This window comes from Zoogloea sp., assembly GCF_017302315.1.
GTDB lineage: Bacteria > Pseudomonadota > Gammaproteobacteria > Burkholderiales > Rhodocyclaceae > Zoogloea.
The window spans coordinates 1-25,024 of sequence record NZ_JAFLDT010000006.1 but is presented as its reverse complement, the minus strand read 5'-3'; the positions used below and the strand labels follow the sequence as shown (position 1 = coordinate 25,024).

The following is a 25,024-nucleotide window of genomic DNA, read 5'->3' as shown; positions in this document are numbered from 1 at the left end:
AGACCTTCCCCGCCCCAGGCTCAGGTATGTTTTCCACATCCAAACGGAAAGCCACGGGACGATGCCTTGTCATCGTTTGTCCTGCGTGGTCGTCGAAAACAGCTCCCTTTTAGAGCGAGCGTTTTGAGAGGGTTGTCGTGAATAAACTTGCAACGTCCGGCATCGCCATCGCCCTTGCCGGCATGATGATCGGCTGCGCGCCGCGCTACGCGGATGTCCCCGCCCCGACCCGCTTCGAGCACTCGAAGCAGGACAAACTCCAGGCTGCCGAGCACTGGCGCAAGATCGCCGAGCACTTTGCCGGCCAGCTCGCCACCGATCTGCGCGACAAGCTGGGCGGCCGGGCCATCCATGTCCCGAACCCGGGCGGCGAACAAGCCTTCGTGGACGGTTTCCGCGAACTGCTGACCACTGCCCTGGTCGCCCAGGGTCTGCCGGTCAGCACCGAGGCCCGCAACGCCCTGTCGGTGGACGTTCGCTACGCCATCTACCGCTTCCGTCCCGATCGGGCGCAGAACACCTACTACTACGGGGACGCCACGGCCCTGACCGCCGGCCTGTGGGCCATCGGCGCCGTTGCTGCCGCGGACATCTCGCCCAATGCGGGCATCTCGGCCGGCGTCAAGGCACTGACTGCCGTCGCCGGCATCGAAGGCTTCGCCTGGCTTTCGGAAGAGGGCATGGGGCGCGGCCAGTACGCCTCCGGCCCGGTACCACGCTCCGAGATCATCCTGACCGCTGCAGTGGCCGACAACGCCCGGCTTGTCAGCCGCCGCACCAACATCTACTACACCATGGATGAAGACAGCGATCTGTACTGGAAGAAGCCGGGCCGCGGCGTGAGCATCCCGGTGGTGGGTGATTGTGGCGAGAGGAGCAAACCATGCGCTCGCTGATCTATGTCACCCTGGCCTCGGCAAGCCTTCTGCTGGCAGCCTGCGAGACCACGCCCAAGGTCAGCACCCTTTCCGAACCCACTTACGAGCAAGCCCAGAACAACGCCTTCAGCGTCGCCAACTACAACGCTGTGGGCGAGCTGATGAAGCGCTATCCGGCCGCCCCCGCGATGGCGAGCAACGCTGCCGACGGCGGCACCGGCGGCGCCCCCTTCATCATCGCCACCCTGGTCAACATCGACCAGCTGGAACAGTCCTCGACCCTCGGGCGCCTGATCTCCGAACAGGTCGCTTCGCGCATGAGTCAATTGGGCTACGGCGTGCTCGAACTCAAGGTGCGAAATGGCGTCTACATGAAGCGCAACGAGGGAGAGCTCCTGCTGACCCGGGAGATCAAGGAAGTGGCCTCCACCCACAACGCCCAGGCTGTCATCGTGGGCACCTACGCCGAGAGCTCGACGATGGTCTATGTCAATCTCAAGGTGGTCAACCCGGCAAGCAACATCATCCTCGCCGCCTACGACTACGCCCTGCCCCTCGACAAGCAGGTCCACAGTCTGATCCGCAAACGCTGAACCCGCGGGCTCGGCCAGTGCAGGTCGCAAATGGGGGCGTCTCAATGACGCCCCCTTTTCGTGGACACCCCACGAGGATGTGCCTGGCGCAGGGGCGATCTCTCCGGACATCACCGCAAACACGCCAATCCGGCGTAGGATTCGCCCCCCGCCATTTCCTGCACTGTCCATGAGCCCTGCCCCCGCCCGTGCCTGTGGCATCGACTTCGGAACATCCAACTCGACGGTGGGCTGGCTGCGGCCCGACGCACCCACCCTGCTGCCCCTGGAAGCCGGCAAGCCGACCTTGCCCTCGGCGGTGTTCTTCAATGCGGACGAGGAAACCACCCACTTCGGGCGCGATGCACTGGCCGAGTACCTGGAAGGCTACGAGGGACGTCTGATGCGGGCGCTGAAAAGCCTGCTGGGCAGCAGCCTGATGGAAGGCAGCACCGAAGTCGGCGGCCGGGCCCTGCCCTTCAGGGATCTGCTTGCCAGCTTCATCGGCGAACTCAAGAGCCGTGCGGAAGCCCAGGCGGGGCGCCCCTTCGAGCAAGCCGTGTTCGGTCGTCCGGTGCATTTCGTGGACGACAACGAGACGGCCGACCGCCGGGCCCAGGACACCCTGGAGGCCATTGCCCGACAGGTGGGCTTCAAGGAGGTGAGCTTCCAGTTCGAGCCCATCGGGGCGGCACTTCACTACGAGGCCGGCCTGGACCGGGAAGAGCTGGTACTGATCGCCGACATCGGCGGCGGCACGGCAGACTTCTCGCTGGTACGCCTGTCCCCCGAACGGGCACGGCAGGTGGATCGCCGCGAGGATCTCCTCGGCAATGCCGGCCTACACGTGGGCGGCACCGATTTCGACAGGGCCCTGAGCCTGGAATGCGTGATGCCCCTGCTCGGCTACCGTGGCCGCATGAAGAGCGGCGTCGAAATTCCCTCGAGCCTGTTCTTCCAGCTCGCCACCTGGCACACCATCAACTTTGCCTACACTCGCCAGGCATTCGCCGACTTTCAGCACATCTACCGGGATGCGGCAACCCGCAGGGAGCTGGATCGCCTGGCCCGCCTGATCGGCCAGCGGGAAGGTCATTGGTTGGCCCTTCAGGTGGAGCAGGCCAAGATCGACCTGTCCGCCGGTGACACCACCCTGCTGCACTTGGACCGGCTCGAAGCGGGTCTCGCCCACCGCATCGACCGTGAAGACTTTGCCCTGGCCACGCGCAGCCTGGTGGAGCGTGTGGCCGCGACGGTTGGCAACCTGCTGGACCGTACCGGTGTCGCCCGGGAAAAGGTGGACACCCTGTACTTCACGGGTGGCGCCAGTGGGGTCCCGCAGCTTCGGGCCCGCATCGCCGCGGAACTGCCCCAGGCCCGCAGCATAGAGGGCGATCTTTTCGGCAGCATCGGCGCCGGCCTGGCCGTGGAGGCAGCCCGGCGCTATGGCTGAACGCCTGCGATCAAGTCTGCGTGCGGGGCCGATTTCACTCCTCCACCACTCACCTTGCGCCCTGCGCGGCTGCGCGCTTCAGGGCGAATGATCCTTGAAACCTCAGGTGGACGTGGTCGATGGTGCGTCTGGGCGGGATGGCCGGCGCGAAGCGACGACGCGGCAGGCCCATGCCTGCAAGAAGGAGCGACAAAGCCGGGCGCCCGACAAGATGTGCCAGCGGCCGCGTAGCGCCGTCACCCATCGGGTGAGTGGACTTGATGGCACCAAGGCCAGTGTTCAAAGGGTTGATGAAGGAGAGATAAGCGGTCAACTGAGGTTTCAAGGATAACTGCTCGCCGCGATGCCCTCACACACGCTGAGGGCTGGCTTGCGCCTCCGCACGGGTCGCCAGGACGCTACGATCCCTGCCGCCACCCTTGGCCTCATAGAGTGCAGCATCGGCCTGCGCCAGACTCTCCTCGAGGCGTTGCCCGGTGGCATCGGCAAGACCGAAGCTCGCCGTCACCGCCAGAAGAGTGCCATCCGGCAGGGCCACGGGGGACTCCCCCAGGCGCTGACGCAAGCGCCCCGCAAGCCTCAGCGCCTCGTCCGGCAGGGTTTCGGGGAAGATGAAGGCAAATTCCTCACCACCAAAACGCCCAACCCGATCAGTCTCCCGCAGGGTTTCCAGCATCACACTGGCAAAACGCTGCAGCACCTGGTCGCCAACCCCGTGGCCAAAGCGGTCATTCACCTGCTTGAAGTGATCGAGATCGGCGATACCCACCGTGATCGGACGCCCATAGCGTCGGGCCCGGGCCATCTCATCCGAAGCCAGCCCGAGAAAGTGGCGCCGATTGGGCAGGCCGGTCAGGCCATCGGTGGTTGCCAGACGCTCCAGTTTGAGACGAACCTCCTCGTTCTCCCGCAGGGTGGCGTGAAATCGCATGATGGCCTCCTCCACCGCGTGAATTTCCGCCATGGAGGATGAACTCAGGAGCGGCAGAGGCTCGCGCCCATCCAGGCTGACCAGCACGGCGTGGATGCGCTGCAGGGGCTGGATCAGATAGCGGCGCAGGATGAACAGGAAACTTGCCAGGAAGACGCCGACCAGCAGCACGTTGAGCAAGAGCTTGTAACGGGTCTGCTCCACCGCCTCGGTCATGCGGTCGAGCTCGGCACTCACCCTTTGCCCACCCTCGACGGAGAGATCGTCGGCAAGCAGGCGCAGACGCCGTGAATAGACATCCCAGGCCTTCATGTCCGGAGCACCTTCGGTCGCAGCCGACCTCACCAGAAAACCTTCGACCTCCGCAGCCAGTTCGGCGGTGCGTGGATCCTCCCCCATGCCCGGGTGAGCGGCCAGGATCCGCACCACGAACAAGGCATCGCTGCGGGTGGGCGGGTCGGAAGCGGTCAGCACCCGCTGCCCGCCCATCCGCAACTCCTCAAGATTACGCGCCAGGCGCTGGCGCTCGAGGGTCCATGGCACGGTCTCGTCGTGAAGACGGGTCACCGCCTCGGTCACCAGGCGCTGGTCCACGGCAAGAAGCGCCACCAGACTCACCGCGATGAGCGCAAATACACCCCCGAGGACAGCCAGGACCGTGCCTGCGGGCCAACGCCCGACGGTCCCGCCCCCCTCGACGGACTGTGCTGCGGGGAGGCGCTCGTCCTGACTCATTGGAGACGGAAGGGAATGAAGCGGCTGTTGATCCGGTCGAAACGCCCATCCCGCTTGACCCTGTCGATCGCCTCATTGAGCTGGGCGAGCAGTTCCGGGGAGCGGGGATTGACGCCCAGACACACATCACCCGCTAGCTGGGGATCACGCAGCAGGGTTGTGGCCAGGCCCAGCGGGTGGATGCGCGCGTCCTGCTGCAGCGCGACGGCGGTGGACATGGGCAGCAGGGCCGCCTCGATCTTGCCCTGAACCAGGGCGGTGATCACTTCCGCATGGGTGTCGAGGGCGACGCTACGCCAGCCATGGGCCTGGATGTAGCGGGCCTGGACCCCACCACGGACCACACCGGCCAACGCCCCGCCCGGCACAACGCCGGGCCGGGCAAACCAGACGCTGAGCGAACGATAGTAAGGCTTGCTCATCAACACGCGGGCACGCCGCTCCGGCGTGGCCAGGAGGCTCACCGCGGCAAAATCGAACTCGCCTTCGGCGACGGCATCCACCACCCGATCAAGGGACATCGGGACGGGCACGCACCTGACCGCCATCACATCGCACAAGGCACGCATGATCTCCACGTTGAAACCCGTCAGCACCCCCGTGTCGTCGGTGTAGGACATGGGAGGCGAATGATTGAGCACCGCTACCCGCAACACCCGCTCGGCCGCATGCATCGGCGGCGCGAGCATCAGCGATGCCAGCACTACAAGCAGATGGCGGTAAATCAGGTTTCGCGTCACGGGAAGCCACTCTGTACCCAATGCTTTGATCTTACCTGTCCGCCTTCAGGCTTGGATAGGCGAAAAAAAGGGGCCGTCCAAGGACGACCCCACTCCCTCGACAGGAACCCGCCACAAGGACGAGTCTCCCTCCCCATCGAACGAAACCTGTCGATTCTGCCCGGCGGGAGACGCCAGGCAGAACCCCATGCTGATTACTCGAACTCGATGATGACTTCGTCCACAGCCAGACTCTGGCCGGCCTCACCGACGATCTTCTTGACCTTGCAGTCCTGCTCCGCCTTGAGAATGTTCTCCATCTTCATCGCCTCAATGACCGCCAGCTTCTCGCCGGCCTTCACTTCCTGACCCACCTTCACCGCTACTTCACGCAGCAGGCCCGGCATCGGCGACAGCAGGTACTTGGACAGGTCGGGCGGCAACTTCTCGGGCATCAGGGCCAGCAGCTCGGCTGCGCGGGCGCTCATCACCATGAAATCGGCGCGGGTACCCCAGTGGAACAGGCTGTAACGGGTCTTGTGGCGTTCCACCTGGAGGGTGAAGGACTCGCCGTTGCAGGTACCGTTGAACAGGGATTCACCCAGCTTCCAGTCGGACTTGAGCTCATAGCTCTTGCCCTTGTATTCCACGTGGTAGCCACCGGGAATGGGCTTGGCGAGCACCGGGTGATGCTCGTTGCCATCCTTGTTCAGGCGCACCACCATCCAGCTGTCGCTGACGATGCGCTCGTGGCCCTGCAACTGACCGGAGATCGATGCGGAGCGGTCGGTGAAGGCACGGTAGACATAGGCGGCCACGGAAACCAGCAGCGCCGGATCGTCGTGGGGCACCATCGAGGCGTCGAAACCCGTCGGGTAGTACTTGGGGATGAAGCCGGTGTCAAAGATGCCGGAATGGAAAACCGGATGCTGCATCAGCGCGGCCTGGAACGGGATGTTCGAGGAGATGCCACGGATCACGAAGCCGTTGAGGGCGTCGCGCATGCGGTCGATGGCCTGGGCGCGGGTCGGAGCGTGCACGATGAGCTTGGCGATCATCGAGTCGTAGAACATGGAGATCTCGCCACCATCGTACACACCGGTATCGACGCGGGTGGTGCCCTTGTCGTCGGTGGTCTCCTTGGGCGGCAGGAACTTCACCAGCCGGCCGGTGGAGGGCAGGAAGCCGCGGAAGGGGTCTTCGGCGTTGATCCGGCATTCCATGGACCAGCCGTTGATCTTGACGTCGGCCTGGGTCAACGGCAGCTTCTCGCCATAGGCGACGCGGATCATCTGCTCGACCAGGTCGAGGCCGGTGATCAGCTCGGTGACCGGGTGTTCCACCTGGAGACGGGTGTTCATCTCGAGGAAGTAGAACTCCTTGGTGGCACCGGACACCACGAACTCCACGGTACCCGCGGACTCGTAGTTGACCGCACGGGCCAGGGCCACGGCCTGCTCGCCCATGGCCTTGCGCATTTCGGCGTCGACGAAGGGGCTCGGCGCCTCTTCGATGACCTTCTGGTGACGGCGCTGGATGGAGCAGTCGCGCTCGTTGAGATAAACGTAGTTGCCGTGGGAGTCGCCCAGCACCTGGATCTCGATGTGGCGCGGCTCAAGCACGTACTTCTCGATGAAGACGCGGTCATCGCCAAAGGAGTTGCGGGCTTCATTGACGCAGGAGGAGAAGCCTTCATGGGCTTCGGCGTCGTTGTAGGCCACACGCAGGCCCTTGCCACCGCCGCCGGCGGAGGCCTTGATCATCACCGGGTAACCGATCTTCCTGGCGATCTCGACGGCTTCATCCGGACCGGCGATGGCGTCGTTGTAGCCCGGGATGGTGTTGACCTGGGCCGCGATGGCGAGCTTCTTGGACTCGATCTTGTCACCCATCTTGGCGATGGAGTAGTGCTTCGGACCGATGAACTTGATGCCTTCTTCTTCAAGACGACGGGAGAACTCGGCGTTCTCCGACAGGAAGCCGTAGCCGGGGTGGACAGCCTGAGCGCCGGTCTGCTTGCAGGCGGCGATGATCTTGTCGGCGACCAGGTAGGATTCCTTGGAAGCCGCCGGGCCGATGCACACGGCCTCGTCGGCCATGTCCACGAACAGGGCGTCCTTGTCGGCCTCGGAGTAGACAGCAACGGTAGCGATGCCCATCTTGCGGGCAGTCTTGATGACACGGCAGGCGATTTCACCGCGGTTGGCGATAAGGATTTTATTGAACATTCGGGGTCTCCGCGGTGAAACCGCCTGCGCACGCTTCGCGTGCAAGGCAATGTGACTTCGTCGCTGCGCCGCTTCGCGGCTGGTCACCGCGGTTTGCAATCAGGATCTTGGTAAACATGTCTTGGCGTCCTCGGCGATCACAGCGGAATGTTGCCGTGCTTGCGCCACGGGTTGTCGAGCTGCTTGTCCTTCAGCATGGCCAGGGAGCGGGCGATGCGCTTGCGGGTGGCGTGGGGCATGATCACATCGTCGATGAAGCCACGGGCGCCGGCCACGAAGGGGTTGGCGAACTTGGCCTTGTACTCGGCTTCACGCTCGGCCAGCTTGGCCGGATCATTCTTCTCTTCACGGAAGATGATCTCCACGGCGCCCTTCGGGCCCATCACCGCGATTTCGGCCGACGGCCAGGCGAGGTTCACGTCGCCACGCAGGTGCTTGGAGGACATCACGTCATACGCGCCGCCATAGGCCTTGCGGGTGATCACGGTCACCTTCGGCACGGTGCACTCGGCGTAGGCGTAGAGCAGCTTGGCGCCGTGCTTGATGATGCCGCCGTATTCCTGGGTGGTACCCGGCATGAAGCCCGGGACGTCCACGAAGGTGACAACCGGGATGTTGAAGGCATCGCAGAAGCGCACGAAGCGGGCGGCCTTGATGGAGGACTTGATGTCCAGGCAGCCGGCCAGCACCAGCGGCTGGTTGGCCACGATGCCCACCGGGTTACCATCGATGCGACCAAAGCCAATGATGATGTTCTTGGCGTAGTCGGCCTGCAGCTCGAAGAAATCGCTGTCGTCCACAATCTTGACGATCAGCTCCTTCATGTCATAGGGCTTGTTGGCGTTGTCCGGCACCAGGGTGTCGAGGGAGTAGTCGAAACGGTCCACCGGGTCGTTGGTCGGCGTGACGGGGGGCTGCTCCCGGTTGTTGGCCGGCAGGAAGTTCATGAAACGGCGCAGCATGGACAGGGCTTCGACGTCGTTCTCGAAGGCCAGGTCGGCCACACCGGACTTGGTGGTGTGGGTCACGGCGCCGCCCAGTTCCTCGGCGGTCACGTCTTCGTGGGTCACGGTCTTCACGACTTCCGGACCGGTCACGAACATGTAGGAGGAGTCCTTCACCATGAAGATGAAGTCGGTCATGGACGGGGAGTACACCGCACCACCGGCACAGGGGCCCATGATCATGGAGATCTGCGGCACCACGCCGGAGGCCATCACATTGCGCTGGAACACGTCGGCGTAGCCACCCAGGGAGGCGACACCTTCCTGGATGCGGGCGCCGCCCGAGTCGTTGAGGCCGATCACCGGCGCGCCGACCTTCATGGCCTGATCCATGACCTTGCAGATCTTCTCGGCGTGGGTCTCGGACAGGGAACCACCGAATACAGTGAAGTCCTGGGAGAACACGAAGACCAGCCGGCCGTTGATGGTGCCATAGCCGACCACAACACCGTCACCCGGGGTCTTCTCGGCTTCGTTCATGCCGAAATCAACGCAACGGTGCTCCTTGAACATGTCCCATTCTTCAAAGGAGTCCGGGTCGAGCAGCAGCTCGATACGTTCACGGGCCGTCAGCTTGCCCTTCTTGTGCTGGCTGTCGATTCGCTTCTGACCGCCGCCCAGGCGGGCGGCTTCGCGCTTCTCTTCCAGCTGGTGGATGATGTCGTGCATTTACAACCTCCAGTCAATGATCCTGTTGTATGTCGTTATATTGTTCAGCCCAGATACGCCAGCAGCCGCTGGGCAGCGGCGGAAGGCGTGGTCTGTCCGGCCTCGACGGCCGCCTGCAAAACGGGCAAATCCTGCCGTACCTGGGCGTGACCTGCAAATCGGGCTCGCAAACCCTGGTCGATCAATTCCCACATCCAGGCCCGCGCCTGATGGCGGCGGCGGGCTTCGAATTCACCGCTCTGCTGCATCGCGGAGCGGTAATCCCCGATGGTATTCCAGAACTCGGCAATGCCCTGCTTCTGCAAAGCGGAAAGCATCAGTACCGGCGGCGTCCAGTTGGGCGATGCATGCCGCAGCATGCCCAGCGCACTCTTGATCTGGGACCGGGCCACATTGGCCGCCTGGGGGTTGATATCCGCCTTGTTGATGACGATCAGGTCGGCGATCTCCATGATCCCCTTCTTGATCGCCTGCAGATCGTCGCCGGCATTGGGCAGTTGCAGCAGGCAGAAGATGTCGGTCATGCCGGCGACGGCGGTTTCCGACTGCCCCACGCCCACCGTCTCGATGATAATCACGTCAAACCCGGCGGCCTCGCACACCAGCATGGCCTCGCGGGTCTTCTCCGCCACGCCGCCAAGGCTGCCCGCCGACGGACTCGGGCGGATGAAGGCCTCGGTGCGCTGGGAAAGCAGCTCCATGCGCGTCTTGTCACCGAGGATGGAGCCCCCGGTGACGCTGGAGGACGGGTCCACCGCCAGCACCGCCACCTTGTGCCCCTGCCCGATGAGATACAGCCCGAGGGCCTCGATAAACGTGGACTTGCCCACCCCAGGTACGCCGGAAATCCCCACCCGCATGGAGTTGCCGGTATGGGGCAGCAGGCCTTCCAGCACGTTGCGGGCCCGCTGCTTGTGATCCGGCCGCTGGGACTCGATCAAGGTGATTGTCTTGGCGAGCGGACGTAGCTGATGCGCCAGCACCCCATCGACCAGGGCCTGGTCGGCGGGGTCGCGCTGGGGCAGGTCGGCAGGCATGTTCATGGAAGGCATCGGCTTCAGCTCAGGGGCATTGCAAACATCGCTAACACGCCCTGGCGTCGTGAGCAGCAGCACCGTACTTTCAGTACAGCGGATCACGAAACGTCAGGGCATGCAGCAGACGGATTCGAAGCCTCTCAGGGCTTGCGGGCAGCGCGAATCTGCTTGAGCACTTCCCGGGCCGAGGTTTGGATCGGCGTGCCCGGACCGAAGATGCCCTTGGCACCGGCGGCGTAGAGCGCGTCGTAGTCCTGGGCCGGAATCACGCCCCCCACGAAGGTGATGATGTCGTCCGCGCCCTGAGCCTTGAGGGCGTTGATGATGGCCGGCACCAGGGTCTTGTGGCCGGCGGCGAGGCTGGAACAGCCCACGGCATGCACGTCGTTCTCGATGGCATGACGGGCGGCCTCTTCGGGCGTCTGGAAGAGGGGGCCGATGTCGATGTCGAAGCCCAGGTCGGCGAAGGCCGAAGCCACCACCTTGGAGCCCCGGTCATGGCCGTCCTGACCCAGTTTGGCGATCATGATGCGCGGACGGCGACCTTCTTCAGCCACAAAGGCTTCGATGTCGGACTTGAGGGCCTTCCAGTCGTCGTCGCCTTCGACGACGGCGTTGTAGATGCCGGTGACCGCCTGGGGGTTGGCGCGGTAGCGGCCGAAGATCTCTTCCAGCGCATCGGAGATTTCACCGACGGTGGCACGCAGACGCACGGCCTTCACGGCCAGATCGAGCAGGTTGCCTTCGCCGGTCCTCGCGCATTCGGTCAGGGCCGCCAGGGCCGCGGTGACGGCGGCGCCGTCGCGGGTGGCACGGATCTGGGCCAGACGGGCGACCTGGGCATCACGCACGGCGTGATTGTCGATGTCGAGGATCTCGATCGGGTCTTCCTTGGCGAGCTTGTACTTGTTCACGCCGACAATCACATCCTTGCCGGAGTCGATGCGGGCCTGCTTGTCGGCAGCACACTCCTCGACCTTCATCTTGGCCCAGCCGGACTCGACCGCCTTGGTCATGCCGCCCATGGCCTCGATCTCCTCGATCAGGGCCCAGGCCTTGTCGGCCATGTCCTGGGTGAGCTTTTCCATCATGTAGGAGCCGGCCCACGGGTCCACCACGCTGGTGATGTGGGTTTCTTCCTGGATGATGATCTGGGTGTTGCGGGCGATGCGCGCCGAGAACTCGGTGGGCAGGGCGATGGCTTCGTCGAGCGCGTTGGTGTGCAGGGACTGGGTGCCGCCGAACACGGCCGCCATGGCTTCGATGGTGGTGCGCACCACGTTGTTGTACGGGTCCTGTTCGGTCAGCGACCAGCCGGAAGTCTGGCTGTGGGTGCGCAGCATCATGGACTTCTGGCTCTTCGGCTCGAACTGCTTCATCAGGCGCCACCACAGCATGCGCGCGGCGCGCATCTTGGCGATCTCGAGGTAGAAGTTCATGCCCACCGCCCAGAAGAAGGACAGGCGGCCGGCGAAGGTGTCCACGTCCATGCCGGACTTGATGCCGGTGCGCACGTATTCCACGCCGTCAGCCAGGGTGAAGGCCAGCTCGATGGCCTGGTTGGCGCCGGCTTCCTGGATGTGATAACCCGAAATCGAGATCGAGTTGAACTTCGGCATGTGGGTCGACGTGTAATTGAAGATATCAGCGATGATCTTCATCGACGGCGTCGGCGGGTAGATATAGGTGTTGCGGACCATGAACTCCTTGAGGATGTCGTTCTGGATGGTCCCGGACAGTTTGTCCTGCGACACGCCCTGCTCTTCAGCGGCCACGATGTAGCCGGCCAGGATCGGCAGCACGGCGCCGTTCATGGTCATGGACACCGACACCTTGTCGAGGGGGATCTGATCGAACAGGATCTTCATGTCCTCAACGGAGTCGATGGCCACACCGGCCTTGCCCACGTCACCCACCACGCGGGGGTTGTCGGAATCGTAACCCCGGTGGGTGGCCAGATCGAAGGCCACGGACACACCCTGACCACCGGCGGCCAGCGCCTTGCGGTAGAAGGCATTGGAAGCCTCGGCGGTGGAGAAGCCGGCGTACTGGCGGATGGTCCACGGGCGGGCCGCATACATGGTGGCCTGGGGGCCGCGCAGGAAGGGCTCGAAGCCCGGCAAGGTGTTGGAGTACTTGAGGCCTTCCAGGTCCGCCGCGGTATACAGCGGCTTGACCGTGATGCCCTCGGGCGTCACCCAGTTCAGCTTGGCGACATCGCCACCGGGGGCCGACTTGGCCGCAGCCTTGTTCCAGGCGGCCAGATCGGGTTGGGGAAAGGTCGGTTCGGTGTTGTTCGCCATGGCTTTTCTACCCTCACGTAGCGCGGGCCGCTCGGCAGCCCTTGATAATTTGTGACGCCAGTACCGGCCGTGACCCCAGGCCACGGCCGGCTGCCGTGCCCTGCGCAGGCAGTTTTCTCCCTCCCTCTGTTTTGTGTGGCCCGATGACATCTTGCCAACGCGCCTTACAAGGGTTACATCCTGCGCAGGAACTTGACTTGCTATCTGCTAGATAATACTTTATCCATAATTATGGATGCAACAGCTGAAGACGACACTTTTCCAACCTTGTCACTCAAAACCATGAACGCAGGCCGGATTGCCCCTCTCGCCCTCTACCAGGAAGTCGCGGAACGCCTGCGCCAGCGTATCTTTGCCCACGAGTTGCCCCCCGGCACCTGGGTGGACGAGCAAGCCCTGGCCACCCAGTACGGCATCTCCCGCACGCCCCTGCGGGAGGCACTGAAGGTACTCGCGGCCGAAGGCCTCGTCACCCTCAAGCCCCGCCGCGGCTGCTACGTGACCGAGATCTCCGAGCGCGACTTGGACGAAATCTTCTCGGTCATGGCCCTCCTCGAAGGCCAATGTGCGGCCGACACCGCGCGCAAGGCCACCGATTCCGACATCAAGCGCCTGCTGGACATCCACGCCGAGCTCGAACAGGCGGCCCGCACCAGCGACATTGACGGTTTCTTCGAAGCCAACCAGGCATTCCACCAGGAGGTCCAGCTGATCGCCGACAACCGCTGGCTGACCCAGGCAATCACCGACCTGCGCAAGGTCATCAAACTGTCACGGCACCACTCCCTGTTCATCGACGGGCGTATCGAGCAATCCCTGGCCGAGCACCGCCTCATCCTCGACGCGCTCGGCAAGCGGGACATCAGCGCCACCGAGATGGCGATGCGCGAGCACATCTCCAGCGGCCGCCGGGCCCTGGCCAAGATCGCCGCCAAGCGCGAAGCCACCGCCTGACCCACGCAGCGCCGGCGACTGCAACGCAGCCGCGGCACCCAACAAAAACCCCCGACGGGCCGGCCCGTCGGGGGTTTCGTCTTTCAGCCCGCACCCTTGCGGGCGCTGCGGAGATCAGTGGGCGCTGGCTTCAGCGGCACCGAAACCGGTCTGCGCACGCACGTACTGGTCGTCGAAGGCAGCACGCTCGGCCTGGGCCTCGGCGCTGTTGTCGAGCTTGGACACGATGAACGTGATCAGGAAGGCCAGGGGCATGGAGAACAGGGCCGGCTGGTCGTAAGGGAACAGGGCCTGGGCATTGCCCAGCACCGTGACCCACACCGACTTCGAGAACACCACCAGCAGCACGGCCGCCACCAGGCCGGCGTAACCGCCCGCCACCGCCCCGCGGGTGGTCAGGCCTTTCCAGTACATGGAAAGGATAAGCACCGGGAAGTTGGCGGACGCCGCGATACCGAAGGCCAGGGCCACCATGAAGGCCACGTTCATCTTCTCGAAGGCGATACCGAGAACGATGGCCACGAGCCCCAGACCCACGGAAGCGAAGCGGGACACGCGCAACTCTTCGGTCTCGGTGGCCTTGCCCTTGCGGATCACGCGGGCGTAGATGTCGTGGGAGATGGCCGCCGCACCGGCAAGCGCCAGACCGGACACCACCGCCAGGATGGTGGCGAAGGCCACCGCAGACAGGAAGCCGAGCAGCAGGTTGCCGCCCACGGCCTTGGCCAGGTGCATGGCGATCATGTTGCCACCGCCAACGATCTTGCCGCCGATCTTGCCGCCCTCGAAGAACTCGGGGTTCTGGCCCACGATGATGATGGCCGCAAAGCCCATCAGCAGGATCACGTTGAAGAAGTAGGCCACGAAGCCGGACGCGTACAGCACGGACTTGCGGGCTTCCTTGGCATTGGTCACGGTGAAGAAGCGCATCAGGATGTGCGGCAGGCCAGCCGTACCGAACATCAGGCCCAGACCCAGGGATAGCGCGGTGACGGGGTCCGGCAGCAGGGTGCCCGGGAAGAGCAGCTTCTCGCCCAGACTGTGCAGCGAGACGGCCTGGCCCATCATGGTCTCGAAGCTGAAACCAAATTGCGACATGGCCAGCACCATCACCAACGTGCCACCGGCCAGCAGCATGCAGGCCTTGATAATCTGCACCCAGGTGGTGGCGACCATGCCACCGAAGGTGACATAGACCATCATCAGGGCGCCGACCACGAACAGGGCGATGTTGTAGTCCAGACCGAACAACAGCTTGATCAGCTGGCCGGCACCGACCATCTGGGCCACCAGATAGAAACACACCACGGTCAACGAGGACACCGCCGCCATCGTCCGCACCTTGCCCTGGTTGAGCCGGTAGGAGGTGATGTCGGCAAAGGTGAATTTACCCAGGTTGCGCAGGCGCTCGGCCATCAGGAACAGAATGATGGGCCAGCCGGCGAAGAAGGCGATCATGTAGATGTAGCCATCGACGCCCTTGGTATACACCAGCGCGGTGAGGCCCAGCAGCGTGGCGGCGGACATGTAGTCGCCCGCAATGGCCAGACCATTCTGGAAGCCAGTGATGCCACCGCCGGCCGTGTAGAAGTCGGAAGCGGACTTGGTACGGCCGGCCGCCCAGTAGGTGATGCCCAGGGTCATGGACACGAAGAGCACGAACATCCCGATGGCGTGCAGATTGAGGGGCTGCTTCTCGGTGGCGGAGATCGCATCACCCGCGAAGGACAGGGCCGGCACCAGCAGGGCCAGCAGGGCAACATTCAGACGGGCCAGCATTACTTCACCTCCTTGGATGCGTCGCGGATGATCTCGGTGGTGATGGCATCGAACTCGCCATTGGCGCGCTTGACGTACACCGCGGTGAGCACCCAGAAGAAGATGAACATGAACAGTTCGGCGGCAATCCCGACGGTCACATAGGACCCTTCGGACAGACGCTGACCGATCAGATTGGGGTTGAAGGCCACCACCATGAAAAAGCCGTAGAAGATCGTCAGAACGATCACCGACAGCAGGGTGGCAAAGCCCTGGCGCTTCGACACCAGTTCGGCGAAGCGGGGATTTTTGCGGATACGGGCGTACACCGCATTCTGGCTAGCATTGGTCGACATCTTTTCCCTCCCTCGAGAAAGTCAGTGAATTCGGCGCGATCTGCCTGTTGGTATTCTTGGAACGGCGATCAGTGGGTTATTTTTTTATGTTGCATCCCGTGGGCGACGTCGCGCCATTAACGACGCCCAGTCTGATGATATAGCATATAGAAGACTCCATACCACAACGTACGGCGGCTTTCGTGCGCTGCAACAAGCCTGCTCCAGCCGCCTTCTCTCAAGGAAACAGCCCCCCATGCCCGGAGAAATCCTCTTCAGTCAGGACGCTGGAATTGCCACCCTCAGTCTTTCCAATCCCGACAAGCTCAACGCGGTGGATGCCGGCATGTGGCGCGGGCTGCAGACGCGGATGGCGGTCATCAATGCCGATCCGGACGTGCGCTGTGTGGTGCTGCGGGGAGCGGGAGACAAAGCCTTCGCGGCGGGGGGAGACATTGAGGAGTTCCTCACTGTGCGGGCCACGGTCGACGACGCCCTCCACTATCATGAGGGCCTGGTGGCTGCCGCCCTGGACGCCATACGCGCCTGCCCGGTGCCCACCGTGGCACTGATCCAGGGTGCCTGCGTGGGTGGCGGGCTGGAGATCGCCGGCTGCTGCGACCTGCGCATTGCCGGCGAGTCGAGCCGCTTCGGGGCGCCGATCAACAAGCTGGGGTTTTCGATGTATCCCGGCGAAATGGCTGGTCTGCTGGGCCTGGTCGGCCCCGCCGTGCTGCTCGAAATCCTGCTTGAGGGGCGCATCCTGGGTGCCCGGGAAGCCCTGGCCAAGGGTCTCCTGACCCGGGTGGTGGACGACGAAGAGGTGGAGCGGGAAACCCTTGCCACCGTCGGCCGGATCGTCAAGGGGGCACCACTGGTGGCCCGCTGGCACAAACAATGGGTTCATCGCCTGATGGACGGGCGGCCGCTGGGTGCCGACGAGAAGCGCGCCGCCTTCGACTTTCTTGCCACCGACGACTATCGGGAAGGCCTGGATGCCTTCCTCGGCAAACGTTCGCCGGTATTCAAGGGGCGCTGAGGCTCCAGCCGCTCAGCCCGCCACCCAACGGGCGAGCAACGCTGCCCGGTGGGGTACGAGCTGCTTCACAGCCACGTCCAGCACGGGGCCCGTCAGGGTATGACCGGAGCACTCCGCCATCAGCACCACGTCCGTACCGGCCACCGCCACCCGCAGCGGGCCTTGGGCGTTCTGCAGACGGGTCTGGCGATGGGATGCATCAAGGAAGACATGGCCGTTGGTCAGGTTGAGCTTGCCCTCGATCTGTGAGAGCTTGCCGCTCGAGAGAAGGGCGTCCACCCGGCAGGAGACCAGCCGATATTCATTGACGAGGGCCAGCGCCTGGCTACGCAGGTAGCTCGCCCGTTCGGCCTCACCCTTCGGCAAACGCGCCGCCGCGCGCACGGCGAGGGTCGCCACCTCGGCGTCAGTCAGATGGGGAGCGGCATCCACAATGCGCGACGGCTCGACGCGGGCGGCCGTCTTCACCTCGGCCTCGAGCCGGTGATGGTGCTTGAGGACCCGCATCTCGGCCTTGGCCAGTTGCTTGCCGGCAATCACCGGCAAGCCCTGGATGACGGTCGGCCCCAGCAGCCCGGCGAGCGTCTTGCATAGCTGCGCGTGATCCAGGGCAACGAGGGAATCGGGTACGGCCAGTTCGAGGTCGAACTGGAGCTGAAGACGGACATTGGCAACGGACATGGAAGTACCCGGACGGAATGGACCGGGTAATTGACGGCGCATGGCAAGCAATTCTGAAGGGTGCGTACCGACGAAAACACCCCGTCAGTGTTGGCGAGGAAAGCTCGCCGCCAACATGCGCCTCACACGCGCTCAGCCCAACACCGTATGCAGCATCTTTGCCGACAACAGCACCAGCACACCAGCGAAGATCTTCTTCAGGGTAGCCACCGGCAGCCTGTGGGCGAGCCGGGCGCCGACGGGGGCGGTGAGGCTCGAGAGCAGGCTCAGCAGCACCAGCGCCGGCAGATAGACGAAGCCCACTGACCACGCCGGCAGCCCCTGGACCGACCAGCCGTTGATCAGGTAGCCGAGCGCGCCGGCCAGGGCGATGGGCAGGCCGATGGCGGCGGAGGTGCCGATGGCGTTGTGCACCTTCACGTTGCACCAGGTCATGAAAGGCACCGACAGGGAACCGCCCCCGATCGCCACCAGCGACGAGATCGCCCCGATCCCCGCACCGACGCCCGCCAGCCCTGCGCGCCCCGGCAGTTCGCGGGAGGGCTTGGGCTTGACGTTGAGGATCATCTGCACCGCCACATAGGCGGTGAAGCAGGCGAAGAAGATGGCCAGGGGCTGGGTGGGCGCCCGGGATGCCACGAACGTACCGGCGAAAGTACCCGCCAGCACGCCGGGGGCGATGCCCCGGACGATGTCCCAGCGCACCGCCCCGTGGGCGTGGTGCGCACGCAGGCTGGAGATGGAAGTGACCACGATTCCGGCCATGGAGGTGCCCAGGGCCAGGTGCACCATGTGCTCCTTCGGAAACCCCTGGGCGGCGAACAGGGTGGTCAGCATCGGCACCATGATCGCGCCACCCCCCACGCCCAGCAGCCCCGCGAAGAAGCCGACGAAGGCCCCGAGGGCGAGATAGGCGGCCAGCCATTCGATTCCGATGCTCATTTCCAGTCCTGAAGATCCGTTGCGCCAAGCAGATGCCCGACGATGAAGCGCCACTCGGCCGGCGCCACCGGTGTGATCGACAGCCGGTTGCCGCGGGCGAGGACGCGCATGTTCTCCAGTTCCGGGTGGCTGCGCAATTCGGACAAACCCAGCAGGCGGGTCTTGCGCACGAAGGCCACATCCACATGCAGCCAGCGGGGATGCTCGGGGGTGGCCTTGGGATCGAAGTACTTGCTCGCCGGATCGAACTGGGTGGCGTCCGGGTAGGCCGTGCTCGCCACCCGGGCAATGCCGGCGATGCCCGGCTCGCTACACCCCGAATGGTAGAACAGCACCCCGTCCCCCACCTGCATCCCGTCACGCATGAAATTGCGCGCCTGATAGTTGCGCACGCCGTACCAGGGCACGGTCTGATCCGGCCGGCCGGCGAGGTCGTCGATGGATACGTCGTCGGGTTCGGATTTCATGAGCCAGTAATGCATGGAATGCTCCGTTCTCGATGCAAGCCCTGCCGGGGCCGACAGATCCGGATTGAGCTCGCAATTCAACCTAATTTCCTCCGTTTGACGCGTCGTCTGACGGTCGATACGGTCTCTCCTGCAGAGGCGACTTGTAGGGGCGACTTCAGTCGCCCATCCGCGCGTTATTCACCGACACACCCTTGATCGACGTCCGCGGGCGACTGAAGTCGCCCCTACAGTCCCCACAATTCCTCCAGCCGCCCTCAGCGCGTTCCATAAACCCCTTCAGCTTCACCCATCGGGTGATCCGGCCAGTGGAGGGCAAACCCGCGTCAGCATTGGGTTTGCGTCTGGCTCGGGGAGGACAACCGAGGAAAACAGGTTCAATGGGAGGAAGATTCTGTCACACAATGCCGGGTACGCCCCTGCGCACGCAGACAACGAGAAGGAAGCCCCTCCGAATGCACGCTCAGCTCGAACGCCGCCTCCCTTTATCCGCCCCCAAGGGGCATCCCGCGGCCATCCATCTGATCTCCCTTGTTGCGCGCATCATCGTTGTCCTCGGACTTCTCCTGCCAAGCAGTGTCCCTGCAAGCCCCAACGGGGAGCCGGCACAGACGGCGGAAACCACTCCGCCCCGGCCCGAAACCCCGGTCTTGGCCACCACGGCGCCGGGCAGCGGCGAGGCCGACCTGATCCTGATGAACCGTCACGTGGTGCGTTTTCGCAGCAGCCTGCTCGGCTCGCCAGCCAGCCAGCGCGCCGAACGCGGCGAGCGCAATCTGGCCGCCATCCTGGCCCGGGACGAGAGTGATGAGGTCAAGGTCCAGCACAACCAGATGGGCAACATCTTCCTGGTGGGGGGGCAACTTGCCTTCATCCTCACCCACGACGACGTGGACAAGCTCAGCGGCGAGACGCTCGAAGGCCTCACCCACAGCACCCTGGACAAGCTGCGCACGGTCATTGCGGAGACCCGTGAGAGCCGTGACAGCGAAGCCTTGGCCCGGGGTGCAGCAGCGGCGGCGGGCGCAACAGTGGCCGCCCTGCTCCTCACCCTGGCCCTGAACCGGCTGCATGCGGGCATCAGCAGGCGCCTGGTCAGCGCCATCGACCAGAAGGCCCGTCACCTCAAGCTTGGCGGCACCGAACTGATCCGCCGCGACCGCATCCTCGCCGCCGTGGGCTGGCTGATGAGCGCAAGCTACTGGCTGCTCACCCTCTTGCTGGGCTATGCCTGGCTCGGCTTCGTGCTGGCGCGCTTCCCCTTCACCCGGGCGTGGGGCGAGCAGCTCAATGGCTATCTGCTCGGCATGCTGTTCGATCTGGGTCGGGGCATCCTCACCACCCTGCCCAATCTGCTCATCGCGGCCATCATGTTCCTCCTCGCCCGGGGCGTGGTCGGGCTGCTCAAACCCCTCTTCGACCACGTGTCCGCGGGCGCGTCCGGCATCGGCTGGCTGGACCGGGACACGGTGGAACCCACCCGCAAGATCACCAACATCCTGATCTGGATCTTTGCCCTGGTGATGGCCTACCCCTACCTCCCCGGCGCCCACACGGAGGCCTTCAAGGGCATGTCGGTGCTGATCGGCCTGATGGTCTCCCTGGGCGCCTCAAGCATCGTCGGGCAGGGCGCCAGCGGGCTGATCCTGATGTACTCCCGCACCCTGCGCACGGGCGAGTACGTGCGTATCGGCGAGCACGAGGGCACCATCGTCGACATCAGCCTGTTCACCACCCGCCTGCGCACCGGCCGAGGCGCCGAGATCACCCTGCCCAACGCCCTCATCGTCGGGAGCGCCACGCGCAACTATTCGCGCACCGTGACCGGCGAAGGCTTCATGGTGGACACCAGCGTGACCATCGGCTACGACACGCCCTGGCGCCAGGTGGAAGCCATGCTCATCGAGGCAGCGGGGCGCACGCCGGGCATCCTCACCACGCCAAGCCCGCGGGTCTTCCAGACGGCGCTCTCCGATTACTATCCGGAATACTGTCTGGTCGCCCAGGCCCTGCCTGCCGGAGCCTACCCCCGGGCCGAAGTCGTCAGCCGCCTGCACGCCAACATCCAGGATGTGTTCAACGAGCATGGCGTACAGATCATGTCTCCCCACTACATGGGCGACCCGGCCAACGACAAGATCGTGCCCCGGGAAAAATGGTACACACCGCCCGCCCGGGAGCCCGAGGCCTGATTGCCGTGGGGTATCATCCACGCCGCGCCCACGCCCAAACCGTCCTCAGGAGCCCGCCATGAGCAGCACCCCCGAACGCCGCAAGAACCTCAGCCTGCGTGAGCTGGTGGACAAGGCCTACGTCATCATCGAACCCTTCTTCGATCCCGCCAATGCCTGGAACGGCCAGTCCCTGGAACATCTCGCCTACCGTGTCGTGCGCGAGCAGTTGCCGGACATCGCCCCCCAGGACGCGCAAGTCATCGTCTCCGCCTCGACACGGATCTACCGCAGCAAGATCAAGACCCCGTAAGCGCTGGTGACCCGCTTCTACCCCCTGCTCTTCGTGCTCCTCTGGAGCACGGGCTTCATCGGCGCCAAGTACGGCCTGCCCTACGCCGAGCCCCTCAGTTTCCTGTCCACCCGCTACGTGCTGGTCATCGCCATCATGGGCATGGTCGCCCTGGCAACCCGTGCCCCGTGGCCAAGCTCGCCACGCCAGTGGCTGCACATCGGCATCACCGGCGTGCTCGTGCATGCGGTGTACCTGGGCGGCGTCTTCACCGCCATCCGCCACGGCCTGCCGGCGGGCATCACCGCCCTGGTGGTGGGGCTGCAACCACTTCTGACCGCGTTGGGGGCGGGCGCCATCCTGGGTGAGCGCGTGCTGCCCCGCCAGTGGGTCGGGCTGGTGCTGGGTTTCGGTGGTGTCGGGCTCGTCGTGGCCCACAAGGTGGCCGCCGCCGCCAGCACGCCGGAACTCACCGCCATGCTCACGCCCGCCGTGCTGGCGCTCCTCGGCATCACCGCCGGCACCCTTTACCAGAAGCGCTTCTGCCCCGCCTTCGACCTGCGCACCGGTTCGGTCATCCAGTTCCTGCCCACCCTCGCCCTGTCGGCCCTGCTCGCCAGCCAGACCGAAAGCATGGTCATTGAATGGACCGGCCCATTCATCTTCGCCCTGCTGTGGCTGGTTCTGGTGCTGTCGGTGGGTGCCATCAGCCTGCTCAATCTGCTGATCCGCAATGGCAGCGCAGTGAACGTGGCCAGCCTGTTCTATCTCACGCCCCCCACCACCGCCCTGATCGCCTGGGCCGCCTTCGGTGAAACCCTCACCGGTCTGGCCCTGATCGGCATGGGTCTGACGGTGTTCGGGGTATGGCTGGCGCGCAAGTGAAGGTCAATGGCCCGGCGGCCTCGGCCAGCGTTGCCACCCGCATCCTGGGCATCGACCCGGGCCTGCGCAGCACCGGCTTCGGCCTCATCGACAGCCTCGGCAGCCAGCTACGCTACGTGGCCAGTGGCTGCATCAAGACCGGCGAGGGCAGCCTGCCGGAACGCCTCAAGATCATCCTCGACGGCGTGCGCGAAGTGATCGCCACCTACAAGCCCGATCAGGCCGCGGTGGAAATCGTTTTCGTCAATGTCAATCCCCAATCCACCCTGCTGCTCGGCCAGGCCCGGGGCGCGGCCATCTGTGGCGCCGTATCGTGCAACCTGCCGGTGGCCGAATACACCGCCCTGCAGGTCAAGCAGGCAGTGGTCGGCCACGGCAAGGCCGCCAAGGAGCAGGTGTGTCACATGGTCGAACGTCTGCTGGCCCTCGACGCGAGCCCCTCGCCGGATGCCGCCGACGCGCTGGCCTGCGCCATCTGCCACGCCCACGGCAGCAGCGGCCTCGCCGCCATGGCCGGCATCGGCACCCGCAGGCGCGGCGGCCGCCTGTCCGCCTGAGCCCCTGCCCTCAGTACGCGTGAAGCAGTCGTAGCGAGCAGCGCCAGCGCTCGAAGGGTGTAAAGAAATCGTTGCGAGCAGTTCGAGTTAGCGCCGAGAAGCGCAGCCGTACAAGGGTACGGTGAGCATCGCAGGGGCGAAATCGGGCTGCGCAGCAGATTTATCACACCCTCTCAGGGCATCCGTTTCAGCACGTGGAGCAACGCCCGCTGGGAGGGGCCCATCACCTCTGAAAGCGGCACCTTGTCGAGGGAGGCAAAGAAAGCCTCCAGCGCCGCCCCCAATGCCCCCTTGAGCTGACAGGTGGCGGTGAGGAGGCAACGGCTCTTGTCGGTGAAACACTCCACCAGGGCCAGGTCGCTCTCCATCTTCCGCACCACATCCCCCACGGCAATCTGCTGCGGCGGTCTTGCCAAGCGCAATCCGCCGCCCTTGCCACGCAAGCCTTCCACGAATCCGTTGCGGATCAGCTGATTGACCACCTTCATCAGGTGGCTGCGGGAGATCTCGAAACGCTCGGAGATTTCCTGGATGGTCACCAGGCGATGCTCGTTGGACGCCAGGAAGATCAGGACACGCAGGGCGTAGTCCGTGTGCTGGGTGATGTGCATGAATGACGGCGTCCGGGGGAGCTTCGACCCGTGAATTGTAAGGGATCTTAAAGATTCATTTTAGTTGACTCTTTTAAAGATGCATTTTAGAGTCTACTTAAACCCCAGCCACGGAGATGACCATGCCCACGCGCCCCCCTGACCCGCACCGCATCCTCACCACTGGCCGCACCATGATGGCCCTGGCCGCCCTCGGCATGGTCGTCTCGACCCTGGTGGCCTACCCCCTCGCCGAGCGCTTCAGCCTCGGCGTTCAGATTGCCAGCCACCTGGCCCTGCCTGTATCGGCGGCCTTCTTCAAGCTCGGCTACGTGGTGCGCCTCGCCGCCCACCACGCCCTCGGCAACCTGCGAGCCGGCTGAGTCCGGCGCAAAGACAACTACGCCCCCCGACCCCAACAGAGAGAACCTCAACATGCTGTCCACCACTGCACGCCCCCTCATCGAAGCCACCGTGCCCGTCCTCCTTGCCAACGGAGAGGCCATCACCCGCCACTTCTACGGTCGGATGTTCGGCGCCCACCCGGAGCTGAAGAACCTCTTCAACCTCGGCAACCAGGCCACCGGCGATCAGGCCCAGGCCCTGGCCGGCGCCGTGTATGCCTTTGCCGCCCACATGGACAAGCCGGCGGTGATCGGCCCGGTCCTCGACCGGATCGCCCACAAACACGTCAGCCTCGGCATCACGCCGGCCCAATACACCATCGTCGGGCGGCATCTTCTCGCCGCCATCGGCGAAGTGCTGGGCGACGCCATCACCGCCGACATCGCTACCGCCTGGGACGAGGTGTACTGGCTGATGGCCACCGAACTGGTGGCCCGGGAGGCCCGGCTTTATCAGGAGCGGGACTGGCAGGCGGGCCAGGATTGGCCGCAGCTCGAAGTCGTGGCCCGGGATATGGCCAGCGCCGACACCGTCGCCCTCACACTGAAGTCGGCAGACGGTACCCCCCTGCCAAGCTTCGTGCCCGGCCAGTACCTCAGCGTGGCCATCCCGGTGCCCGAGGCGGGCCTGACCCAGGTCCGCCAATACAGCCTTTCCGACGCACCAGGCGACGACACCTGGCGAATCACCGTAAAGCGTGTCGCCGCGGGTGACGCCACCCCCGCCGGCGTGGTGTCGAACCGCCTCCACGACACCATCCGGGTTGGCGACACCCTGCGTGCCGGCCCCCCCGCGGGCGACTTCCGGCTACGCGACGGCGATCACCCGGTGGTCCTGATCAGCGCTGGAGTAGGCATCACCCCCATGGTGTCGATGCTGCGCCACCTGGCCCTGACACGCCCGGCACGCCCGGTGGTCTTCGCCCACGCCACCCAGGACATCAGCCGCTATTCCCACCAGCATGAGGTGGAGACCAGCCTCGCCAACCTCGACGAGGGGCGCTATCACCTATGGCTGGAAGCGCCCGCCGCCCATGACGCCCACGCCTTCCCCGGGCGCATGGATCTGAGCCGGATCGAAGCCCTGCCCGACGATGGCGACTTCTACCTGTGCGGCCCCCTGCCCTTCATGCAGACCCAGCGCCGCTGGCTGCTGGGCGCCGGCATCCCGCGGGAGCGCATCCACTACGAAGTCTTCGGCCCCGACCTGTTCGGCGAACTGCAATGAAGCCGAGGCTGCGCGCCGGCCTGGTGTGCCTCGCCTGCATTGCCGCCGGCAGCCCCTGGGGCGCCGAGGCCGGGGCCTTTCCCCTGGCCGTCACGGCCCTGCTCGTCGGTGAAGGATCGCGGGCACAGGGGCGGTTCGCGGTGGCCAGCCACCTTCTCGCCGCAGCCCTGGCCGGGGGCGCGGCGGCGCTGG

The 25,024-nt window shown here is 64.8% G+C and carries 24 protein-coding genes; 12 read left to right on the top strand and 12 right to left on the bottom strand.

Translation table 11 applies throughout. The features are described from left to right. The first annotated feature begins 137 nt into the window (after positions 1-137). The 3 genes from J0L98_RS03490 (at position 138) to J0L98_RS03480 (ending at position 2,903) form a co-directional block, all read left to right on the top strand. On the top strand, positions 138-896 hold the full coding sequence (locus J0L98_RS03490; protein ID WP_296410114.1) for a hypothetical protein: 759 nt from the start codon (positions 138-140) through the stop codon (positions 894-896). Continuing rightward, on the top strand, positions 884-1,471 hold the full coding sequence (locus tag J0L98_RS03485) for a FlgO family outer membrane protein (protein WP_296410111.1): 588 nt from the start codon (positions 884-886) through the stop codon (positions 1,469-1,471). Before J0L98_RS03490 ends, J0L98_RS03485 begins: the two co-directional genes overlap by 13 nt. A 169-nt stretch (positions 1,472-1,640) precedes the next feature. Next, complete coding sequence (locus J0L98_RS03480) at positions 1,641-2,903, top strand: Hsp70 family protein (RefSeq protein ID WP_296410110.1); 1,263 nt, start codon at positions 1,641-1,643, stop codon at positions 2,901-2,903. A 349-nt stretch (positions 2,904-3,252) separates the two neighbouring features. Here J0L98_RS03480 and J0L98_RS03475 read toward each other — a convergent pair whose 3' ends face one another. From J0L98_RS03475 to scpA, 6 genes are all read right to left on the bottom strand, one after another. Further along, complete coding sequence (locus tag J0L98_RS03475) at positions 3,253-4,569, bottom strand: GGDEF domain-containing protein (protein WP_296410109.1); 1,317 nt, start codon at positions 4,567-4,569, stop codon at positions 3,253-3,255. After that, positions 4,566-5,309: a transporter substrate-binding domain-containing protein gene (locus tag J0L98_RS03470; protein ID WP_296410108.1), complete on the bottom strand. Its 744-nt coding sequence runs from the start codon at positions 5,307-5,309 to the stop codon at positions 4,566-4,568. Before J0L98_RS03470 ends, J0L98_RS03475 begins: the two co-directional genes overlap by 4 nt. Positions 5,310-5,503: 194 nt before the next feature. Next, on the bottom strand, positions 5,504-7,516 hold the full coding sequence (locus tag J0L98_RS03465; RefSeq protein ID WP_296410106.1) for an acetyl/propionyl/methylcrotonyl-CoA carboxylase subunit alpha: 2,013 nt from the start codon (positions 7,514-7,516) through the stop codon (positions 5,504-5,506). Between the two features lie 137 nt (positions 7,517-7,653). Then, positions 7,654-9,189: an acyl-CoA carboxylase subunit beta gene (locus J0L98_RS03460; RefSeq protein ID WP_296410104.1), complete on the bottom strand. Its 1,536-nt coding sequence runs from the start codon at positions 9,187-9,189 to the stop codon at positions 7,654-7,656. 44 nt (positions 9,190-9,233) lie between these two features. Beyond that, on the bottom strand, positions 9,234-10,226 hold the full coding sequence (gene meaB / locus J0L98_RS03455; RefSeq protein ID WP_296410203.1) for a methylmalonyl Co-A mutase-associated GTPase MeaB: 993 nt from the start codon (positions 10,224-10,226) through the stop codon (positions 9,234-9,236). 140 nt (positions 10,227-10,366) lie between these two features. Further along, complete coding sequence (gene scpA / locus J0L98_RS03450) at positions 10,367-12,529, bottom strand: methylmalonyl-CoA mutase (protein ID WP_296410102.1); 2,163 nt, start codon at positions 12,527-12,529, stop codon at positions 10,367-10,369. A 282-nt stretch (positions 12,530-12,811) separates the two neighbouring features. Here scpA and J0L98_RS03445 point away from each other — a divergent pair, with 282 nt between their 5' ends. Beyond that, a complete protein-coding gene (locus tag J0L98_RS03445) occupies positions 12,812-13,483 on the top strand; it encodes a GntR family transcriptional regulator (protein ID WP_296410100.1) in 672 nt (223 codons plus the stop codon). A gap of 114 nt (positions 13,484-13,597) precedes the next feature. On the opposite strand, the gene J0L98_RS03440 is transcribed toward J0L98_RS03445, so the two are convergent. Further along, positions 13,598-15,262: a cation acetate symporter gene (locus J0L98_RS03440; protein WP_296410099.1), complete on the bottom strand. Its 1,665-nt coding sequence runs from the start codon at positions 15,260-15,262 to the stop codon at positions 13,598-13,600. Next, on the bottom strand, positions 15,262-15,597 hold the full coding sequence (locus J0L98_RS03435; protein WP_296408085.1) for a DUF485 domain-containing protein: 336 nt from the start codon (positions 15,595-15,597) through the stop codon (positions 15,262-15,264). The genes J0L98_RS03440 and J0L98_RS03435 overlap by 1 nt, the downstream gene beginning before the upstream one ends. A 235-nt stretch (positions 15,598-15,832) precedes the next feature. On the opposite strand from J0L98_RS03435, the gene J0L98_RS03430 reads away from it, so the two are divergent. After that, entirely contained in the window at positions 15,833-16,615 is a 783-nt protein-coding gene (locus J0L98_RS03430; RefSeq protein ID WP_296410097.1) for an enoyl-CoA hydratase-related protein, read from the top strand. A 12-nt stretch (positions 16,616-16,627) separates the two neighbouring features. Here the strand turns inward: J0L98_RS03430 and J0L98_RS03425 are convergent, their stop codons facing one another. The 3 genes from J0L98_RS03425 to J0L98_RS03415 all read right to left on the bottom strand — a co-directional run bounded on the left by J0L98_RS03425 (position 16,628) and on the right by J0L98_RS03415 (position 18,705). Continuing rightward, positions 16,628-17,296, bottom strand: coding sequence for a hypothetical protein (locus J0L98_RS03425; protein WP_296410095.1), 669 nt, complete (start codon positions 17,294-17,296; stop codon positions 16,628-16,630). A 132-nt stretch (positions 17,297-17,428) separates the two neighbouring features. Next, on the bottom strand, positions 17,429-18,238 hold the full coding sequence (locus tag J0L98_RS03420) for a sulfite exporter TauE/SafE family protein (RefSeq protein ID WP_296410094.1): 810 nt from the start codon (positions 18,236-18,238) through the stop codon (positions 17,429-17,431). Further along, on the bottom strand, positions 18,235-18,705 hold the full coding sequence (locus J0L98_RS03415) for an EVE domain-containing protein (protein ID WP_296410093.1): 471 nt from the start codon (positions 18,703-18,705) through the stop codon (positions 18,235-18,237). Before J0L98_RS03415 ends, J0L98_RS03420 begins: the two co-directional genes overlap by 4 nt. A 455-nt stretch (positions 18,706-19,160) precedes the next feature. On the opposite strand from J0L98_RS03415, the gene J0L98_RS03410 reads away from it, so the two are divergent. The 4 genes from J0L98_RS03410 to ruvC are packed head-to-tail and all read left to right on the top strand — an operon-like array spanning position 19,161 to position 22,610. Next, a complete protein-coding gene (locus J0L98_RS03410) occupies positions 19,161-20,897 on the top strand; it encodes a mechanosensitive ion channel family protein (RefSeq protein ID WP_296410091.1) in 1,737 nt (578 codons plus the stop codon). Between the two features lie 58 nt (positions 20,898-20,955). After that, on the top strand, positions 20,956-21,189 hold the full coding sequence (locus J0L98_RS03405) for a hypothetical protein (RefSeq protein WP_296408078.1): 234 nt from the start codon (positions 20,956-20,958) through the stop codon (positions 21,187-21,189). A 6-nt stretch (positions 21,190-21,195) separates the two neighbouring features. After that, positions 21,196-22,053, top strand: a complete 858-nt coding sequence (locus J0L98_RS03400; protein ID WP_296410088.1) for a DMT family transporter — start codon at positions 21,196-21,198, stop codon at positions 22,051-22,053. Continuing rightward, positions 22,035-22,610, top strand: a complete 576-nt coding sequence (ruvC, locus tag J0L98_RS03395) for a crossover junction endodeoxyribonuclease RuvC (RefSeq protein ID WP_296410087.1) — start codon at positions 22,035-22,037, stop codon at positions 22,608-22,610. The genes J0L98_RS03400 and ruvC overlap by 19 nt, the downstream gene beginning before the upstream one ends. 173 nt (positions 22,611-22,783) lie before the next feature. Here ruvC and J0L98_RS03390 read toward each other — a convergent pair whose 3' ends face one another. Continuing rightward, on the bottom strand, positions 22,784-23,221 hold the full coding sequence (locus J0L98_RS03390; RefSeq protein ID WP_296410086.1) for an Rrf2 family transcriptional regulator: 438 nt from the start codon (positions 23,219-23,221) through the stop codon (positions 22,784-22,786). A 122-nt stretch (positions 23,222-23,343) separates the two neighbouring features. Here J0L98_RS03390 and J0L98_RS03385 point away from each other — a divergent pair, with 122 nt between their 5' ends. The 3 genes from J0L98_RS03385 to J0L98_RS03375 all read left to right on the top strand — a co-directional run. Further along, complete coding sequence (locus J0L98_RS03385; RefSeq protein WP_296410085.1) at positions 23,344-23,583, top strand: hypothetical protein; 240 nt, start codon at positions 23,344-23,346, stop codon at positions 23,581-23,583. Positions 23,584-23,635: 52 nt separating this feature from the next. Next, complete coding sequence (locus J0L98_RS03380) at positions 23,636-24,832, top strand: globin domain-containing protein (RefSeq protein ID WP_296410084.1); 1,197 nt, start codon at positions 23,636-23,638, stop codon at positions 24,830-24,832. Beyond that, the coding region (locus J0L98_RS03375; RefSeq protein ID WP_296410083.1) for a hypothetical protein at positions 24,829-25,024 on the top strand (196 nt) is incomplete at its 3' end. The genes J0L98_RS03380 and J0L98_RS03375, both read left to right, overlap by 4 nt.

Excerpts from the sequence above, each read along its gene's own strand:
- ruvC (WP_296410087.1), top strand. The coding sequence starts at position 22,035 with ATGGCTGGCGCGCAAGTGAAGGTCAATGGCCCGGCGGCCTCGGCCAGC.
- J0L98_RS03425 (WP_296410095.1), bottom strand. The coding sequence starts at position 17,296 with ATGTCCGTTGCCAATGTCCGTCTTCAGCTCCAGTTCGACCTCGAACTG.
- J0L98_RS03420 (WP_296410094.1), bottom strand. The coding sequence starts at position 18,238 with ATGAGCATCGGAATCGAATGGCTGGCCGCCTATCTCGCCCTCGGGGCC.
- J0L98_RS03385 (WP_296410085.1), top strand. The coding sequence starts at position 23,344 with ATGCCCACGCGCCCCCCTGACCCGCACCGCATCCTCACCACTGGCCGC.
- J0L98_RS03445 (WP_296410100.1), top strand. The coding sequence starts at position 12,812 with ATGAACGCAGGCCGGATTGCCCCTCTCGCCCTCTACCAGGAAGTCGCG.
- meaB (WP_296410203.1), bottom strand. The coding sequence starts at position 10,226 with ATGCCTGCCGACCTGCCCCAGCGCGACCCCGCCGACCAGGCCCTGGTC.
- J0L98_RS03430 (WP_296410097.1), top strand. The coding sequence starts at position 15,833 with ATGCCCGGAGAAATCCTCTTCAGTCAGGACGCTGGAATTGCCACCCTC.
- J0L98_RS03460 (WP_296410104.1), bottom strand. The coding sequence starts at position 9,189 with ATGCACGACATCATCCACCAGCTGGAAGAGAAGCGCGAAGCCGCCCGC.
- J0L98_RS03380 (WP_296410084.1), top strand. The coding sequence starts at position 23,636 with ATGCTGTCCACCACTGCACGCCCCCTCATCGAAGCCACCGTGCCCGTC.
- J0L98_RS03390 (WP_296410086.1), bottom strand. The coding sequence starts at position 23,221 with ATGCACATCACCCAGCACACGGACTACGCCCTGCGTGTCCTGATCTTC.
- J0L98_RS03485 (WP_296410111.1), top strand. The coding sequence starts at position 884 with ATGCGCTCGCTGATCTATGTCACCCTGGCCTCGGCAAGCCTTCTGCTG.
- J0L98_RS03440 (WP_296410099.1), bottom strand. The coding sequence starts at position 15,262 with ATGCTGGCCCGTCTGAATGTTGCCCTGCTGGCCCTGCTGGTGCCGGCC.
- J0L98_RS03405 (WP_296408078.1), top strand. The coding sequence starts at position 20,956 with ATGAGCAGCACCCCCGAACGCCGCAAGAACCTCAGCCTGCGTGAGCTG.
- J0L98_RS03435 (WP_296408085.1), bottom strand. The coding sequence starts at position 15,597 with ATGTCGACCAATGCTAGCCAGAATGCGGTGTACGCCCGTATCCGCAAA.
- J0L98_RS03410 (WP_296410091.1), top strand. The coding sequence starts at position 19,161 with ATGCACGCTCAGCTCGAACGCCGCCTCCCTTTATCCGCCCCCAAGGGG.
- scpA (WP_296410102.1), bottom strand. The coding sequence starts at position 12,529 with ATGGCGAACAACACCGAACCGACCTTTCCCCAACCCGATCTGGCCGCC.
- J0L98_RS03475 (WP_296410109.1), bottom strand. The coding sequence starts at position 4,569 with ATGAGTCAGGACGAGCGCCTCCCCGCAGCACAGTCCGTCGAGGGGGGC.
- J0L98_RS03415 (WP_296410093.1), bottom strand. The coding sequence starts at position 18,705 with ATGAAATCCGAACCCGACGACGTATCCATCGACGACCTCGCCGGCCGG.
- J0L98_RS03480 (WP_296410110.1), top strand. The coding sequence starts at position 1,641 with ATGAGCCCTGCCCCCGCCCGTGCCTGTGGCATCGACTTCGGAACATCC.
- J0L98_RS03465 (WP_296410106.1), bottom strand. The coding sequence starts at position 7,516 with ATGTTCAATAAAATCCTTATCGCCAACCGCGGTGAAATCGCCTGCCGT.